We start from the raw sequence: 17,039 nt of genomic DNA on the forward strand, positions 1-17,039 counted from the left end.
CGGTCAGTCGTGCGGGACCACGGCGACCGGGCAGTCCGCGTGGTGCAGGACGCCGTGCGCGACGGAGCCGATGCGGGCGCCCACGGCCGTGCGGTGGGCGCGCCGGCCGACGACCATCAGCTGGGCCCGGCCGGCCACCGACAGCAGCACCTGGCCGGCGCTGCCCATCTCCACGTGCTCCACCACGTGCACACCCGGGAACCGCTCCCGCCACGGCTCCACCGCGTCGGCGAGGGCCTTCTTCTCGAACGGCTCCAGGCCGCCGGCCTCGTCGAGGAGCTTGAGCGAGCCGGGGCTGTAGGCGAACACCGGCGGCAGTGTCCAGGCCCGTACGACGCGGACGCTCGCGCCGCGCGCGGCGGCCGTCTCGAAGGCAAACCGCAGCGCGGGGGCGCTGTCGTCGGGTTCGCCCTGCTGGCCGACGACGATCTCGTGCCCGGCCACCTCGGAGGACGGATTGTCGCCCGCCCGCACGAGGACGACCGGGCGGCCGGCCTCGGCGATCACCTGCTGGCCGACGGAGCCCAGCAGGAATCCGACGACCGGGCCGTGCCCGCGCGAGCCGAGCACCAGCAGTTCCGCGTCCGCCGCGGCGGCGACCAGGGTCTCGACGGGGTGGCCCTCGATGACGTCGGTGGTGACGGTCAGCCCCGGGTGCCGCTCGGTGACCGTCGCGGCGGCCTGCTCCACGGACTCCCGCACCCACCGCTGCTGCCCGTCCCGGTCGGCCACCTCGGGCGCCGCGTTCGGCTGGAACCGCCAGGCGTGCACCACCCGTAGCGCCGTATCCCGCCGTACGGCCTCCCTGGCCGCCCAGGCGAGCGCGGCAAGGCTCTCGTCCGTCCCGTCGACCCCTGCCGTGATCGGGCCTGTCATCCCGCTGCCTCCCTGGTTCTCTTCACATCCGTTCGCCGTCAGTCTTCACCACGCCGGTCGGCGTGGGTCCGGAACGGGTCCAGATGATCGTCGACTGTGCCGGTCCGGTGGCGGTGGACGGGCCGCTGTCCCCCGGGGGCGGCAGGCGCCTTGACCGTGAGCGCCCTGCACCGCACCGGGAGCGCACCGTCTCCGGTATCCCTGCGCGAACGAGGACGATCGAACATACGATGGGCGGAGCCGGCTCGGGGTTTCGCCGTGCCGCGCGAGTCCTGACCGCTCTCGGGGTGGAGACGTATGGCCCAGGCCGCCGAAACAGCGCGGACCGTCATCCTGACCGTGGACGACGACCCGGGGGTCTCCCGTGCCGTCGCCCGTGACCTGCGGCGCCGCTACGGCGCCTCGTACCGGATCGTGCGGGCCGAGTCCGGCGAGTCCGCGCTGGAGGCGCTGCGCGAGCTGAAGCTCCGCGGTGACCTGGTGGCCGTGATCCTGGCCGACTACCGAATGCCTCGGATGAACGGCATCGAGTTCCTCGAAGAGGCCCTCGACGTCTATCCGGGCGCCCGGCGGGTGCTGCTGACCGCGTACGCGGACACCAACGCGGCGATCGACGCGATCAACGTCGTCGACCTCGACCACTATCTGCTCAAGCCCTGGGACCCGCCGGAGGAGAAGCTCTACCCCGTCCTGGACGACCTGCTGGAGGCCTGGCGGGCCAGCGACTACCGGCCCGTGCCCGCGACGAAGGTGGTCGGGCACCGCTGGTCGGCGCGTTCCTCGGACGTACGGGAGTTCCTGGCCCGCAACCAGGTGCCGTACCGCTGGTACTCGGCCGACGAGCCCGAGGGGCAGCGGCTGCTGGCCGCGGCCGGGTCGGACGGGCAGCGGCTGCCGCTGGTGATCACCCCGGAGGGGGCGCCGCTCGTCGAGCCGGACGCGCCGGAGCTGGCCGCGCGCGTGGGTCTGGCGACGACGCCGACGGCCGAGTTCTACGACCTGGTCGTCATCGGCGGCGGCCCGGCGGGGCTGGGCGCGGCCGTGTACGGGGCCTCGGAGGGGCTGCGGACGGTGCTCGTGGAGCGGTCGGCGACCGGCGGGCAGGCCGGGCAGAGCTCGCGCATCGAGAACTACCTCGGCTTCCCGGACGGCGTGTCCGGCGCCCAGCTCACCGACCGGGCGCGGCGCCAGGCGACGAAGTTCGGCGCGGAGATCCTCACCGCGCGCGAGGTGACGGGACTGGAGGCCAACGGGTCCGCGCGGGTCGTACGGTTCTCGGACGGCTCGGCGTTGGCCGCGCACAGCGTGATCCTCGCGACGGGCGTGTCCTACCGGCAGCTGGCGGCGCCGGGGTGCGACGACCTGACCGGCTGCGGGGTGTTCTACGGCTCGGCACTGACCGAGGCGGCCTCCTGCCAGGGGCAGGACGTGTACATCGTCGGCGGCGCCAACTCGGCCGGGCAGGCGGCGATGTACCTGGCGCGGGGCGCCAAGTCGGTGACGCTGCTGGTGCGCGGCGAGTCCCTGGCGGCGTCGATGTCGTACTACCTCATCCAGCAGATCGAGGAGTCGTCCAACATCGCCGTGCGCACCCGCACGGTGGTGGAGTCCGCGCACGGCGACGGGCACCTGGAGCGACTGACCCTGCGGGACGTGACGACCGGGGAGTCCGAACTCGTGGACGCGCAGTGGATGTTCGTGTTCATCGGCGCGGCCCCGCTGACGGACTGGCTGAGCGGGACCGTGCTGCGCGACGAGCGCGGGTTCATCCTGGCCGGACCCGATCTCACACCGGACGGGCGGCCGCCGGCGGAGTGGGAGCTGGACCGGCCGCCCTACCACCTGGAGACCAGCATTCCGGGCGTGTTCGTGGCGGGCGACGCGCGCGCCGAGTCCGCGAAGCGGGTCGCGTCCGCCGTCGGAGAGGGAGCCATGGCCGTGATGCTCGTCCACCGGTATCTGGAGCAGTCGTGAGCGGGCGGTTGATGCCGTGCAGCCCGGCGGAGATCAGTTCGCTGTTCCTGTTCGAGAAGCTCTCCCCGGAGCAGCTCGGACGGCTGTGCTGCGAGGGGCGGGTGGAGCGGTTCGAGCCCGGTCCGGTGTACACCGAGGGCGATCCGGCGACCTGCTTCTACGTGATGATCGAGGGCGCGGTCGTGCTGTACCGCCGGGTCGGCGGGGACGACGTGGAGGTCAGCCGCACCTCTCAGCGCGGGGTGTACGCGGGGGCCATGCAGGCGTATCTGGGTGACCGGGTGCCGCAGGTCTACAACAACTCGATGCGGGTGACCGAGCCGACGCGGTTCTTCGTGCTGCCCGCCGAGTCGTTCGCCGCCGTCATGCGGGAGTGGTTCCCGATGGCCGCGCACCTGATGGAGGGGCTGTTCTTCGGCTCGAAGAACACCCAGCGGGCCATCGGTCAGCGCGAACGACTCCTCGCCCTGGGTTCGTTGTCGGCGGGGCTCACGCACGAGCTCAACAACCCGGCGGCGGCGGCCGTCCGGGCCACCGCCACGCTGCGCGAGCGGGTCGCGAAGATGCGGCACAAGCTCGGCCTGATCGCCGAAGCGCCCTTCTCGCCGGAGGCGTTGGCGGGTCTGATCGAGGTCCAGGAGCGCACCGCCGAGCGGGTCGCCAAGGCGCCGGCGCTCACTCCGCTGGAGGCCTCGGACCGTGAGGACGCCCTCACCGAGTGGCTCGAGGACCACGGCATGGACCACGGCTGGCAGTACGCGCCCACGTTCGTGCAGGCCGGGCTCGACGTCGACTGGCTGGAGCAGGTCGCGGCGGCCGTGGACGCGGAGATGCTGTCCAACGCGGTGGGCTGGCTCAACTACACCGTCGAGACCGAGCTGTTGATGTACGAGATCGAGGACTCCACCACCCGTATCTCGCACCTCGTCGACGCCGCCAAGCAGTACTCGCAGCTGGACCGCGCCCCCTTCCGTACCGTCGATGTCCATGAACTCCTCGACAGCACCCTGCTGATGCTGTCGGGGAAGATCGGTCGGCGCATCGAGGTCGTCAAGGACTACGACCGGACGCTGCCGGAGGTTCCCGCCTACCCGGCGGAGCTCAACCAGGTGTGGACGAACCTCGTCGACAACGCGGTGTTCGCCATCAACAGCGCCGGCGGGGACGGCACGCTGACCGTGCGCACCGCACGGGAGGGCGACCGGCTGCTGGTGGAGTTCCGGGACACCGGCCCCGGTGTCCCGCCGGACATCCGCAGCCGTATCTTCGACCCCTTCTTCACCACCAAGCCGGTGGGCGAGGGCACCGGTCTGGGCCTGGACATCTCCTGGCGGATCGTCGTCAACAAGCATCACGGCAGCCTCCAGGTGGAGTCCGCCCCGGGCGACACCCGCTTCCAGGTCCTGCTTCCCCTGACCGCGCCCGAGCCCGCGAGAGAACCCGAGTCACAGCCCGCGGAGGAACCCGTATGACCGACGACAACGCCATCGACCCGACCGTCCCGCCGAGCGGCACCGGCTGCGTGGAGTGCGAGGCGGCCGGCGGCTGGTGGTTCCATCTGCGGCGCTGCGCGGCCTGCGGTCACATCGGCTGCTGCGACTCCTCCCCCGCCCAGCACGCCACCGCCCACTACAAGACCACCGGACATCCGATCGTGCGCAGCTTCGAGCCGGGCGAGGAGTGGTTCTGGGACTACTCGAGCGACGAACTCTACGAGTCCGGACCCGAGTTGGCGCCCCCGGTGAGCCACCCGGCCGACCAGCCGACACCGGGGCCGGAGGGACGGGTGCCGGCGGACTGGGCACGGTCACTGCACGGCTGAGGCGAAGCGGCCGCTCGGGCGGGAGGGCGGCGCGCCTTGGCCAGGCGCACGCCCTCTGACACCCCATCACGCCCGGGGCTGGGCAGATGAACCGCCGCCGCGGGCATACAAGCAGCCCATACGCTCACGGAGCTCAGCCGTCGTACCGCAGGCACCGGGAGACCCGTGAACCACCGCACCACCGCAGCCGCCCTGGCGTCCTGCGTCCTCGCCGCCGCCGTCCTCACCGCCTGCGGCTCGGGAGAGCCCGCCGCCGGCCACAAGGAACCGGCGGTGAGCGGGAAGACGCCGGCCGCGAGTACGACGCCGGCCGGCACGGACACGGAGGACCGGGCCGACTCCCCCTCCGCCGCCCCGCACCCGGCGAGCGGCACCTCGGCACATCCGTCGGGGACGGGCCGGCAGACGAAGAAGGGCGAGGCCGTCCTGCCGCCGCGCCCCGACGCCAACGGCGAGGCCGCGTACGTCCGCGCGCTGACCGCGATCGACCCGGACATCGTGCACGACCAGGAGGACAAGGCCGTCGAGCGGGGCCGCGCCCAGTGCGCCACGATCCAGGACAACCCCGATGACCGGGAGAAGCAGATCAGCACCGCGATGCGACGCTTCACCTCCCCCGGCCACCCGGACGGCTTCGGCCGCGTCGAGAGCACGCGGATCGTCGACGCCGTGCACACCCACCTCTGCCCCGACTACTGACGGGGCCGGGCGACGGCGTCAGCGCACGGCGGGCGGTACGTTCGCCGAGGTCACGTTGACGGCGGCCCAGGCCTTGTTCACCGTCTTGAACTCCACGCTGGTCTGGCCGTACAGGTCCCGGGCCGCCTTCAGCGTCGCGACGCGCGCGTCGTGGAAGTCGGTCGTGGAGACCATGTAGCGGGTCAGGGCACGGTAGTAGATCTTGGTGGCCTTGGCCCGGCCGATGCCCTTGACCGCGGCTCCGTTGTACGTCGGCGAGTCGTAGGTGACCGTGCCGATCCTCTTGACCCCGCTGCCCTCGGCGAGCAGGTAGTACGCGTGCGAGGAGACGCCGGAGCCGGCGTGCACCTCGGTGTAGTACGTCTCGGGCGACCAGTAGTCGATCGTGCCCTCGAGGACGTCCAGGGAGGGCTTGTCGAGGCGGCGCAGGAACTTCTGGTCCAGACCCAGCTTCTCGCCGATCAGGTAGTTCGGCGGGTTCTTGGGGTTGTTGGCGCTGAACTCGACGTTGGAGCCGAAGATGTCCGCGAGGGACTCGTTCAGCGAGCCCGGCTCGCCGTACTGGTTGCCGTAGGTGTCGACGAAGGTCGGCTCCAGACGGGCGGTGGCGTCGACGACGCCGTGGGTGAGCTCGTGGCCGGTGACGTCCAGGACGACGAGGGGCTTCTTGAACATGTCGCCGTCGCCGTCGCCGTACAGCATGCAGTCACAGGCCGGGTCCCAGAACGCGTTGGCCACCTTGTTGCCGAAGTGGACCATGGCGCGGGCGCCCTTGCCGTTGTTCTCGATGCCCTTGCGGCCGAAGGTCTTCTTGTAGAAGTCCAGCGTCTGGACGACGCCGTACTGGGCGTCCACGGCGGCGCTGGCGCGGCTGGAGACGGCGCCGTTGCCCCACTTGTTGGTGGTGCTGGTGAACTTCGTGCCGCGGGCGAAGTTCTCCTGCTCCTTGTTCTTGGCGTCGCGGGTCTCGGTGCCCCAGTGGGTGGGGTCCTTCAGCAGGTAGCTGCGCGCCGCGGTGCGGGTGGTGGTGAGCGGCACCTTGCCGACGAACAGGGAGGTGCCGGTGCCCTTGGCGGTCTGGGGGTAGCGGGCCGCGGCCAAGGGGGCGGCCGTGAGGCCCGCGGCCTGCGGGGCGGTGCCGGTGGCGGGGTCGAGGGTCTCGCCGCGCTCGCGCAGGGTGTCGATCAGCTTGGGCGAGAGGAACTCGTCGCTGTCGGGCGTGTTGCTGCGCACCCTGCCGGTGACGGCGTCGACGACGACCGTGCGGGAGCCGGCCTCGGTGGTGTCGCTGTCGGTCACCCGGACCTGGTAGGCGAGTGCCGAGGCGCCGGCGCGGGCGTCGACCACGAGTTCGGCGGCCCCGGCGTCACCCTTGGCGACGGCGGCGGCCTTCGCCTCGGCCTGGGCGGCCGTCAGCTTGGCCTTGGCGCCGGAGGGGGCGACGGTGTGGTCGGCGGCACGGGTGACGCCGGCGTAGGCGAGGGTCTTGGTGAGGTGGACGACGAGGTCACCGCCGAGGACCGGCATGCCCCGGTGGGTCCGGACGAACCGGACGTGGCGGGCGCCCTCGGGGTCGATCAGTACGTCCTGCGGCTGGAGTTCGTCGCCCTGACCGACGCCGGTGGCCGCGGCATGGGCGAACGCGGCGGCGCGGGCGGCCCGCACCACGGCGGTGCCCTGTGCGTCGGCGGTGTCCGTGGCCCGCGTCTCCCCCGCGGACGGGGCCGCGAACGCCGTGCCTGCCAGGCCCGTCGCGGCCGTGGCGACGGCGACGGCGACCGCCAGGCCGCGTATGGATGCTCTACGCAAAGGTGAGGGTTCCTTCGTTCAGGCGGCCGAGCTCCCCCAACCGCCATGAGACATGGCGTCGTTGGACGCCACGGGGGCTGGTCGGGCCCCGGGAGGCCACCCTTACGGATGAGTCATGTACATGTAAAGCCGAAATCACCGCTTTACGGGTCTTCCCTGGCAATACTTGGCAAATCTGCGACGCGCGGTGATCGCCGAGCGACCAACTGTGCGCCACCTGTGGAGATGTGACATGACGGAAGGAGGTTCCCTCGGGTGAATGTGACCCATCTCGCATCGACTCCGCCCCGGGCGACGAACCGGAGGAGACGGCTCGGAAGCGTCTCGACGGCCCTGTGCGCGGGTGCCGCGCTGATGTCCCTGCTGCCGGCCCCGGCCCTGGCCGCACCGGCACCCCCGCTCCCCACCCCACCGCAGCGGGCGGCGGCCGACCCGCTGCCGGCGCCCGACCCGACCGGCCTGCGGAGCGTGCTGCGCACGGCGGTGAACCGGGGCGCGCCCGGCGCGATGGCGCGGCTCGACGACCACGGCACGGTGCTCCAGACCGCCGTGGGCGTCGCCGACCGGCGGACGCGCCGGGCGCTGAGCAACGCCGACCGCTTCCGCATCGGCAGCGTCACCAAGACGTTCTCCGCCGTCGTCCTGCTGCAGCTCGTCGACGAGGGCAAGCTGGTCCTGGACGCGCCGGTCAACCGCTATCTGCCGGGGCTCCTGCCGGACAACCGGATCACGGTCCGGCACGTGCTGAGCCACCGTAGCGGGCTGTACGACTACAGCAACGACATGTTCGCCCGGTCCGTCTCCGGTTTCGAGGCGGTCCGCACCAAGGTCTTCACCTATCGCCAGCTGGTGGACCGCTCGCTGCGGCACGCCCGCACGACCGCGCCGGGCGGCGCCCACTCGTACTCCAACACCAACTTCGTGGTCGCGGGCCTGCTCATCGAGAAGCTCACGGGGAAGCCGGTGGCCACCGCGTACCGGAAGCGCATCATCGAGCCACTGGGTCTGAGCGACACCTTTTACGTCCACCCGGACACGGCCGTCCCCGGCCGATACGCCCGTGGTTACCTCACCCCGGACACCGCCGGTGGTGCCCTGGTCGACGCGACGAGGCAGACCGTGTCCTGGGCGCAGAGCGCGGGCGCGCTCATCTCCAGCACGAAGGACCTCGACACGTTCCTGTCGGCGCTCCTGCGCGGCAGGCTCATGTCGGCCGGCGCGCTGAAGGAGATGCGCCGTTGGGTCCCGGCGGGCGGCACCCAGTCCTACGGCCTGGGGCTGCGGCGGCGTGTTCTGTCGTGCGGGGTGTCCGTGTACGGGCACACCGGCGCCGTGCAGGGCTACTACACGTACGCGTTCACGTCCGACGACGGCCGGCGCAGCCTCGCGGCGCTCGCCAACGCCTCCAACAGCACCGCCGTCCACACGACGATGCTGCGCACCCTGGAGTCGGCGTTCTGCGGGGAGGCCGCGAGCACACGCGAGGCCGCCGTCCCGCAGGACCCGGCCGAGGACACGGCCGGGCACGCGTCCGGGACAGGCACCGCCCCGGACGTGACACGGCGCTGAGCGGGGAGGACAGGACCGGGAACCCCGAGGCGCCGGTGGCCGTTGTCCGGACACCACGACACCAGGGCGGCAGCATGAGCGAGTTGGTCCCCGGGGGCAATCTGCCCCTCCCAGGCGGCGCCCTGGCCGTCCGGGTGCCCGGCCCCTTCGACGTGTGCGCGCTCGTCACGGACGACAGCGGCAGGGTCGGGGGCGACGCGGACTTCGTGTTCTACAACCAGCCGACGGCGCCCGGGGCCCGGCTCCGGGGCGACACGCTCACCCTGGAGCCGGGCCGGCTGCGGGCCGGTGCCACCCGGGTCACGGTGGTGATCAGTGCCGCCGAGCCGGGCACCCCGCTGGCCCGGCTGCCCGCTCCCACCCTCCACGTCACCGATCCCCGCGGCCGCGTCCTCGCCCGCTTCGCACCACCGGCCCCACGGCAGGAGACCGTCCTCCTGCTCGCGGAGGTCTACCGGCGGGGCCCGGCCTGGAAGCTGCGGGCCATCGGCCAGGGCTACGCGGACGGACTGGCGGGACTGGCCCGTGACTTCGGGGTGGACGTCGTCGACGACGACGCGCCGCCGCAGCCGGGTCGGCCGGCCGCACCACCCGCACACGCACCCCGCAGCGCACCGCCCGCCCCCGACCCCGACGGCTTCCTCGCTCTCGTCAACCCGGCCCGCGCCGCCGCCGGTTCCCCGCCCGTGTCCCTCGACGCCCGCCTGGTCTCGGCGGCCGGGGCGCACGCCGCCGCCATGGCCGCCGCCGGGCGGCTGGGCGCCGAGGGCCGGGACGGCGTCTCGCTGCACCAGCGCGTCGCGGCCGCCGGATACGCGTACCTCACCGTGGGCGAGCACCTGGTCTCCGGGCCGCGCACACCCACCGAGTTCGTCGACTACTGCCTGCGCACCGACCAGGCCCGCCGCACCCTGCACGACCGGGCGTTCACCCACGCCGCCCTGGCACATGCCACGGACGTCCGCAGCGGCACCACCTACTGGACCGCGCTGTGGGCAAGCCCGCTCACCCCGCACGGCCTGGCCCGCACGACCGCCGAGGTCGTCGATCTCACCAACCGCGAGCGGGCGCGGGCGGGGCTGCGCCCCCTCGCCGTCGACCCACCGCTCACCACCGCCGCGCAGGCGCACTGCGCCGACATGGCGGCCCGGGCCTTCTACTCCCACACCTCGCCGGAGGGGAGCGAGCCCTGGGACCGGGCCGCCGCCGCGGGCTCCGGCCGGCGCACGATCGGCGAGAACATCGCCTGCGGCCAGCGCTCCGCCGCCGAGGTGGTGGAGGGCTGGATGAACAGCCCCGGCCACCGCGCCAACATCCTCGGGCCCGCCTTCACCCACATCGGCGTCGGCTACGCGGGCGGCGGCGTGTCGGGCACGTACTGGACCCAGCTCTTCGGCGCCTGACACCGCCGAGGCGCCTGACACGGCGCAAAGGAGAAATCCCCGTGAGGGTCCCGCACCGAAATGCGCCCCCGGTCTCCGAGAGCGCTTTCGCCGGTAGCACGATTGAGCGGTCCGCGACACGTTTACCGCTGGTTACCCGCCCCGACGCCCCCCGGTAATTTCCCTTTCCTCGCACATACGCTCGGGGCTTTGAATGAAGGACAGGAATCCCGCCCGATTCACGGTTCATTTGAACGGAGGGCCACAGGTTCGCCGTACTTCCCACCAAGGGAGTGTTCCGGGTTCAGTGAAGGATGACCATGGTCAAGGCGCACGTCTCCACGCACGAGTTGGTCGCCGGGAGGTACCGGCTCCTCGACGTCGTCCACCGTGAGACCAACCGGGTCAGCTGGTACGGCGAGGACGTGCAGGGGTCGCGACCGTGTCTGGTCACCCGGGTCGGGCTGCCGCCCGACCTGGGCGAGGAGGAGGCGTGCCAGGCCGCCGACCGGGTGGTGCGCATGTCGGAGACGATGGCCAGGGTGTGCCCCGGCCGGATCGCCACCGTCGTCGACGCGCTGGCGGAGGGGGGTTCGCTGTGGACGGTCACCGAGTGGATCGACGGTCTGCCGCTCGGCCAGCTCGTGGACCAGAAGGGCTCCTTCAGTCCGGCCAGGGCGGCCACGATCGGGCTGCAGCTGCTCGACGTCCTCGAGGCCGCGCACGGCGAGGGCATCACGCACGGTGAGCTCAGCCCGGGCCAGGTGTTCGTACGGGCCCGGGGCCCGCTCGTCGTCACCGGCTTCGGCCTGGCGGGCGCGACGCTCGTCCCGAGGCTGGCGGCACCGTCGTACGCCTCTCCCGAGCAGGCCCGCGACGAGCGGATCGGTCCGGCCGCCGACCTGTGGGCGCTGGGCGCGATCCTCTACACCATGGTCGAGGGACGGGCGCCGTACCGGGACCGGGACCGGCCCGAGAGCACCCTTCGGAGCGTGGACCGGCTGCCGCTGCGCACCCCGCTGCGGGCGGGCCCGCTCACCGCGACCGTGCAGGGGTTGCTGCGCAAGGAGTCCCGCGAACGGCTGACCCGGACGGTGGTGCGCCAGACCCTCACCCGGGTGCTGGACGAGGACCCGCACGCCGTCTCGCCGACCCCCCGGCTGCGGCGTGCCTGTGCCGCGGCCCGGCACATCGGGCCGCAGTGGAGCGGCCGGGCCATGGCCGCCGGGACCGCGCTGGCCGTCGTCACCGTGGCGGTCGCCGCCCTCGTGGTGACCCACCAGCTGCCCGGCACCGACGACGCGGCGGCCGGCGGTGCGCAGGCCCAGCCGTCGGCGTCGCCCACCCCCTCCGCCGAGGACACCGCCGACGCGGGCGACAGAGAGACAGCGGCGCCGACGCCCAGCACGCCCGCGGCCGGCACCTCCACCGCCCCCAGCACCTCCACCGCGCCCACCCGGTCCGCCGCGCCCTCCTCCCCGCCGGCGTCCATCGACGCCCTCCCGGACGGCTACCGCGTCTACCACGCGCCCGAGGGCTTCTCCGTGGCCCTCCCCAAGGGGTGGAAGCGGCTGGACACCCGGAAGCAGGACGATGTGGCCTACCGGGTCACCTTCGGCGCGGACGGTGATCCGCGCACCCTCGCGGTGACCTACAGCACGCGGGCCGGAACGGACCCGGTGGCCGTCTGGCGCGACGACGTGGAGCCGAGCCTGCGCCAGAAGGCGGGTTTCCGGCGGATCGGAGCGATCGAGGCGACGACGTACCAGGGATACAAGGCCGCCGACATGCAGTGGGTGGAGGACGTCGACGACGGCGGGCAGGTCCGCACCTTCGGCCGGGGCTTCCTGCTCGGCGGGCACCGCAGCTTCTCGCTGCGCTGGACGACACCCGCCGCCGACTGGGACAAGAGCGCCAACCGGCAGGCGCTGGACACGTTCCTCAAGACGTTCCGGCCGGGCTCAGCCGCCTGAGGACGCGCGCGGGGCGCGCAGGGAGCGCAGGGGGCCGCCGTGCAACGGCTCGGTGTCCCAGCGGGCGGTGAAGGTGCGGTCCGGGAGCGAGCAGGTGATCCGCAGGGTGTGCGGGGTCTCCAGAAAGGTGACGGCCACGGCGAGAGTGCCGCCGTCGGTCCAGCCGCCGCTGACGGCGGTGGGCACCGGTTCCTCGGACACCTGCCGGCCGCCGGCCCCCAGGGGCAGTTCCAGCCGGTCGTCGCCCTCGACGAGTGTCAGCGTCCAGCCGGCCGCGCCCCCGGTGACGAGGACTCCGGTCGGGGTCGGCCGGTCGCGTACCCCCTCGTACGGGGTGAACGCGGCACCCGACCACTCCCCCGCCCGTTCCGGTGGCGCGGGCTTGCCCGGCGCCGGGGGCAGGGTGAGGCCCGCCAGCCGCCGGGCGAGGGCCGCGTCGACGTCCTCCCCGCCGGCCGGCGCTCCGGGCCGGAAGGCGGGCAGCAGGTGCTCCCAGACGAGGGTGAGGTAGGCCTGCATGTCCTGGCCGGCGGAGGTGGCGGCGATGACCGCGTCGTGCTCGGGCAGGACGAGGCAGAACTGGCCGTAGGCGCCGTCGCCGCGGTAGCCGTGCCGGGAGCGCCAGAACTGGAAGCCGTACCCGTGGTCCCAGTCCAGGGGTTCCGCCGCGCCCATCCCCTCGGACGTCGGTATGTGGGTGCGGGTCGCCTCGGCGACCCACTCCCGGGACAGCAGCCGCTCGCCCTCCCAGAGGCCCTCGTCGAGATAGAGCTGCCCGAGCCGGGCGACGGCGTCGGTGGTGCCGTGCAGCCCGCTGTAGCCGAGCTCACGGCCGCTCCCGTCGGCCAGCCAGCCGACCTCGCCGATGCCGAGCGGATCCAGCAGCCGGGGGCGCAGGTACGCGCTGAGCGGCTCCCCGGTGACGCGCTGCACGATCGCGCCGAGGGCGTACGTGGCGGGCTGGTTGTAGGCGAACACGGTCCCCGGGTCGCGGTCCGGCGGGATCAGCAGGAAGCCGCGGACGAGATCCCGGGGATCGAGCGTCTCCGCGCGCTCCACGGTCTCCTCCTCGTGCCCGCTGGCCATCGCCGCCACGTGCCGCACCAGCATGGCCCGGCTGCGCGGGTCGGTGATGTCGGCGTCGAGCTCGGGGAAGTAGGACAGCACCGTCGCGTCGAGGTCGATCAGTCCCTCGGCCACGGCGAGCCCCGCGGCCGTGGACGTGAAGCTCTTGCTCAGCGAGTACAGCAGCTGAAGCCGGTCGGGTGTGTACGGCTCCCACCAGCCGGAGGCGACGAGACGGCCGTGCCGCAGGATCATCAGGCTGTGCGGTTCGATGGTGCCGGTCTCCTCGACGGCGTCGAGGAAGGCGAGGACGGCGGACGCGTCGACGCCCTCGGCGGACGGGGTGCTGGAAGGCAGCGGGCGGGCAGTCATACCCGCATCCTCCCCCGGACCGCGCGAAGATCGACTGTTCCCGTCGCGTCGCTCCCGGCCCGTTTTCGCTCCCGATCGCCGGGGACTCGGCTCGTATGGTGCGAATCGGATACACGATGATGACGGAGCAGGCGGGCCCGCGCGAACTGGTGGGCCATCTGGTGCGCGCCGAGGAGGCCGGTTTCGACTTCTCGGTGACGTCTGACCACTACTTCCCGTGGCTGCGCTCCCAGGGCCACGCGCCGTACGCCTGGAGCGTGCTGGGCGCGGCCGCGCAGGCCACCTCCCGCATTCCGCTGATGACGTACGTGACGTGTCCGACCTTCCGCTATCACCCGGCGGTGGTGGCGCAGAAGGCGGCGACGATGCAACTGCTGTCCGAGGGGCGCTTCCGGTTGGGCCTGGGCTCGGGGGAGAACCTCAACGAGCACGTGGTGGGCGGGGGTTGGCCTTCGGTCGAGGTGCGGCACGAGATGTTCGAGGAGGCCGTGGAGATCATCCGCGCGCTCTTCGAGGGCGGGCACGTGACCCATCACGGCACGCACTACGACGTCGACTCGGCGCGCCTGTGGGACCTGCCCGCCGAGCCGCCGCCGATCGGGATCGCCGTGTCGGGTGAACGGTCCTGCAGGATCGCGGGCCGGCACGGCGATCTGGTGATCGCCACCGAGCCCAAGTCGGGTCTGCTCGAGGCGTTCGACCGGTTCGGCGGCGAGGGCAAGCCACGGGTGGGCCAGTTGCCGGTCTCCTACGACGCGGACCGGGACACGGCGGTGAAGCGGGCGCACGCGCAGTTCCGCTGGTTCGGCAGCGGCTGGAAGGTGAACTCCGAACTGCCGCACCCGGACTCCTTCGAGTCGGCAACCCAGTTCGTGACGCCGGACGACGTCGCCTCCTCGATTCCCTGCGGCGACGACCCGGACGCGTTCGTCGAGGCCGTACGCCCGTACGCCGAGGCCGGGTTCACCGAGATCGCCCTGGTGCAGATCGGCGGGGACACCCAGCCGGCGTATCTGGACTGGTCCGAGAAGACGCTGCTGCCCGCGCTCCGGGACGCCTTCGGCTGACCGTCGCCGTAGTGAACCGCCGTATGGCAAACCATCGCCAACAGGTCCATATAGGCTGCGGTTCTGCCCGTTCGTACGCCCCGCAGCCTCCGAGGAGAGCCTCCGTGACCCTGGCGATCGACCTGCCCGAGACGTCCCCCGAGGACGGCCCCGCCCCGCTGTCCGACCTGGTGGCGCGTGACGCACGGGAGTTCGGAGTCTACGCGCGCACCGGCGGGTGGGCGTTCGGGCTGATGGTGGCGCGCAGTGTACGGCCGGGCGGGCAGGGCGCGGACGAGACGCCCAAGGTCTCGGCGAAGGAGTTCGCGGAGCTGGCCGGCTGCTCGCCGGAGCGTGTGATGCGCTACTACAAGGCCTGGGACCGGGCCGCCGACGACGCTCTCGTCCCGCACTTCGAGGAGCTGGCGCCCGGCCAGGAGGTCGAGCTGCCGGACGCCGAGGTCTGGCTGACGTACTACGTCTCCCGGTCCAGCGCCGCCTCGGAGCGCGGCACCGCCATCGCCGAGGCCGCCGAGGCGGAGGGCATCCGGCCGACGAAGGCGCTGGAGGTCGCGGAGAACCCGACGGCCCTGCGTGCCGCGATCCTCGCCGACCCCTCCACCGCCCGCGCGGCCCGTGCCGCCCTCCTGGACCGCGTCAGGGAGGACCCCGAACTCCAGGCCGCGCTGGCGCGGGACGTCGTGCGCACCGACGACCTCAAGAAGGCCGTGGCGACCGAGAGCCGCTCCGCCGACCGCATCGGGTACGTCCGTCGGATCGCCGAGTCCGGGCAGGTCAAGACCCCGGCCGGGCAGACCGTCGACGCGCCCGCGGTGCTGCGCCAGGAGGCGGAGCGGCACCTGTCGCTGATCGACGAGCTGGACGAGGGCGAGGACGCCGGCGAATGGGCGGCCGAGGCCTACGACACGATGAGGAACCTCGTCGTGGAGACCGTGGAGGCCGACCCCGAACTGCGGGTGCAGGAGCGTCGCACGAAGTTCTACAGCAGCCTGCAGCGGGCGACGAAGGTCTTCGAGGAGCTGACCTTCGACGACGCCCAGGAGTTCTACGAGGACGACATGGTGCAGCAGTTGGAGGAACTCCAGCAGGCGATCGGGTCCTGCATCACGGCACTGCGCGGGGCGCGCGGGAACACAGCCGGAGCTGAGTAGCCGTACTCATGCCGCCGCCCGGCGCATGGCACGACGATGGGGGCTCCCAAGACGTTCATCCTTCAAGGAGCGCCCCGATGTCCGCTGTACGTCCCGCACCGCGCAGTTCCCTGCCCGCCGTGTGCGCCGGGCTGGTGGTCGTGGGCCTGGCCCTGTCGGCCTGGCACGCTTACGACCCCACCACCTGGCTCCTGGAGACGGTGTGGGCGCTGATCGGACTCCCGGTGATCGTGCTGACCTGGCGGCGGTTTCCGCTCACCGGCCTGCTGTGCGCTCTGCTCGCCCTCCACGCGCTGGTCCTGGCGCTGGGCGGCCACTACACGTACGCGCGGGTGCCGCTCGGCGACTGGGCGCGGGACGCGTTCGGCCTCGACCGCAATCCGTACGACCGCTTCGGCCACCTCATGCAGGGGTTCGTACCCGCGATCCTGGTGCGGGAGCTGCTCAGCCGGACCTCCCCGCTGCGCGGCAGCCGCTGGCTGGCGCCGCTGACGGTGTGCGCGTGCCTGGCGTTCAGCGCGCTGTTCGAGATGTTCGAGTGGGCGGCCGCGGTGATCGGCGGGCAGGCGGCGGACGCGTTCCTCGCCACCCAGGGCGATGTGTGGGACACGCAGTGGGACATGTTCTGCGCTCTGATCGGGGCCACGGTCGCGGTGCTGCTGCTCGGGCGGGTGCACGACCGGCAGCTGGCCGCGCTGCGCATCGGGACCGGGGCCGAGGTCAGTCCGTCGTATAACGGCGCCGGGTCCACAGCGGCAGCACGAACCAGCACAGCCCGTACCACATGACCACCGCCCCGACCAGCCAGGGCACGAAGCCGTTGTGGGTCGCCACGCGCAGGATCAGGAGCAGTGAGGCGGTCATGGTGGCCAGCAGCAGGACCAGCCCGACCAGGGTCAGCCGGGACGCCCACTGCACCGCCTGCGGCTTGACCAGCCGACCGGAGACCAGGCGGTGCAGGGAGACGGGGCCGATGAGGGCGCCGGTGGCACAGGCGCCCAGGACGACGGTCACGATGTAGATGACCTTGTCCGTGTGCTCAAGGTCCGCGTAGCGCGGGGTGAAGACGACCGTCAGCAGGAAGCCGAAGAGGATCTGCACACCCGTCTGTGCGACGCGGACCTCCTGGATGAGCTCGCCCCACATGCGGTCCGCTCTCTCCTCCTCGGTTTCGTTGCGCCCCCTGCGGCGTTCGACGCCCGCCGACGTGTCCGTCACCTGTCCTCCCGGTTCGAGCCGCTCTTCAGCTTTCCCCGCGAGTACCCCGTGGACGGCGATCC

The 17,039-nt window shown here is 72.6% G+C and carries 14 protein-coding genes; 10 read left to right on the forward strand and 4 right to left on the reverse strand.

Going from position 1 to position 17,039, the window contains the following annotated elements; translation table 11 throughout:
- Positions 1–3: 3 nt before the first annotated feature.
- Complete coding sequence (locus tag ACIBVL_RS05695) at positions 4–876, reverse strand: universal stress protein (protein ID WP_399092348.1); 873 nt, start codon at positions 874–876, stop codon at positions 4–6.
- A gap of 297 nt (positions 877–1,173) precedes the next feature.
- Here ACIBVL_RS05695 and ACIBVL_RS05700 point away from each other — a divergent pair, with 297 nt between their 5' ends.
- From ACIBVL_RS05700 to ACIBVL_RS05715, 4 genes are all read left to right on the forward strand, one after another.
- Positions 1,174–2,850, forward strand: coding sequence for an FAD-dependent oxidoreductase (locus ACIBVL_RS05700; RefSeq protein WP_399092351.1), 1,677 nt, complete (start codon positions 1,174–1,176; stop codon positions 2,848–2,850).
- An 11-nt stretch (positions 2,851–2,861) separates the two neighbouring features.
- Positions 2,862–4,322 (forward strand): ATP-binding protein, encoded by a 1,461-nt coding sequence (locus ACIBVL_RS05705; protein ID WP_399094758.1) that lies wholly within the window; start codon positions 2,862–2,864, stop codon positions 4,320–4,322.
- Complete coding sequence (locus tag ACIBVL_RS05710; RefSeq protein ID WP_399092354.1) at positions 4,319–4,672, forward strand: UBP-type zinc finger domain-containing protein; 354 nt, start codon at positions 4,319–4,321, stop codon at positions 4,670–4,672. The genes ACIBVL_RS05705 and ACIBVL_RS05710 overlap by 4 nt, the downstream gene beginning before the upstream one ends.
- A 165-nt stretch (positions 4,673–4,837) precedes the next feature.
- The gene (locus ACIBVL_RS05715) at positions 4,838–5,371 is read left to right on the forward strand and encodes a hypothetical protein (protein WP_399092357.1); all 534 of its coding nucleotides are present in this window, start codon (positions 4,838–4,840) and stop codon (positions 5,369–5,371) included.
- 18 nt (positions 5,372–5,389) lie between these two features.
- Here ACIBVL_RS05715 and ACIBVL_RS05720 read toward each other — a convergent pair whose 3' ends face one another.
- A complete protein-coding gene (locus ACIBVL_RS05720; RefSeq protein WP_399092360.1) occupies positions 5,390–7,180 on the reverse strand; it encodes a M4 family metallopeptidase in 1,791 nt (596 codons plus the stop codon).
- A 354-nt stretch (positions 7,181–7,534) separates the two neighbouring features.
- Here ACIBVL_RS05720 and ACIBVL_RS05725 point away from each other — a divergent pair, with 354 nt between their 5' ends.
- The 3 genes from ACIBVL_RS05725 to ACIBVL_RS05735 all read left to right on the forward strand — a co-directional run bounded on the left by ACIBVL_RS05725 (position 7,535) and on the right by ACIBVL_RS05735 (position 12,104).
- Positions 7,535–8,749, forward strand: a complete 1,215-nt coding sequence (locus tag ACIBVL_RS05725; RefSeq protein WP_399092363.1) for a serine hydrolase domain-containing protein — start codon at positions 7,535–7,537, stop codon at positions 8,747–8,749.
- 74 nt (positions 8,750–8,823) lie between these two features.
- Positions 8,824–10,152, forward strand: a complete 1,329-nt coding sequence (locus tag ACIBVL_RS05730; RefSeq protein WP_399092366.1) for a CAP domain-containing protein — start codon at positions 8,824–8,826, stop codon at positions 10,150–10,152.
- A 293-nt stretch (positions 10,153–10,445) separates the two neighbouring features.
- Positions 10,446–12,104 carry a serine/threonine protein kinase gene (locus tag ACIBVL_RS05735; protein ID WP_399092369.1) on the forward strand — a complete coding sequence of 553 codons (1,659 nt, stop codon included), beginning with the start codon at positions 10,446–10,448 and terminating at the stop codon, positions 12,102–12,104.
- On the opposite strand, the gene ACIBVL_RS05740 is transcribed toward ACIBVL_RS05735, so the two are convergent.
- Positions 12,093–13,541: a serine hydrolase domain-containing protein gene (locus tag ACIBVL_RS05740; protein ID WP_399092372.1), complete on the reverse strand. Its 1,449-nt coding sequence runs from the start codon at positions 13,539–13,541 to the stop codon at positions 12,093–12,095. The two genes, ACIBVL_RS05735 and ACIBVL_RS05740, sit on opposite strands and share 12 nt — an antisense overlap.
- Positions 13,542–13,636: 95 nt before the next feature.
- On the opposite strand from ACIBVL_RS05740, the gene ACIBVL_RS05745 reads away from it, so the two are divergent.
- From ACIBVL_RS05745 to ACIBVL_RS05755, 3 genes are all read left to right on the forward strand, one after another.
- Positions 13,637–14,608, forward strand: coding sequence for an LLM class F420-dependent oxidoreductase (locus ACIBVL_RS05745; protein ID WP_399092375.1), 972 nt, complete (start codon positions 13,637–13,639; stop codon positions 14,606–14,608).
- Between the two features lie 104 nt (positions 14,609–14,712).
- On the forward strand, positions 14,713–15,759 hold the full coding sequence (locus tag ACIBVL_RS05750; RefSeq protein ID WP_399092378.1) for a hypothetical protein: 1,047 nt from the start codon (positions 14,713–14,715) through the stop codon (positions 15,757–15,759).
- Between the two features lie 77 nt (positions 15,760–15,836).
- Positions 15,837–16,547 carry a DUF2238 domain-containing protein gene (locus ACIBVL_RS05755; protein ID WP_399092381.1) on the forward strand — a complete coding sequence of 237 codons (711 nt, stop codon included), beginning with the start codon at positions 15,837–15,839 and terminating at the stop codon, positions 16,545–16,547.
- Here the strand turns inward: ACIBVL_RS05755 and ACIBVL_RS05760 are convergent.
- Positions 16,480–16,977: a DUF6328 family protein gene (locus ACIBVL_RS05760; RefSeq protein WP_399092384.1), complete on the reverse strand. Its 498-nt coding sequence runs from the start codon at positions 16,975–16,977 to the stop codon at positions 16,480–16,482. The two genes, ACIBVL_RS05755 and ACIBVL_RS05760, sit on opposite strands and share 68 nt — an antisense overlap.
- Positions 16,978–17,039: the final 62 nt, after the last annotated feature.

The organism is Streptomyces sp. NPDC049687 (assembly GCF_044465285.1).
GTDB lineage: Bacteria > Actinomycetota > Actinomycetes > Streptomycetales > Streptomycetaceae > Streptomyces.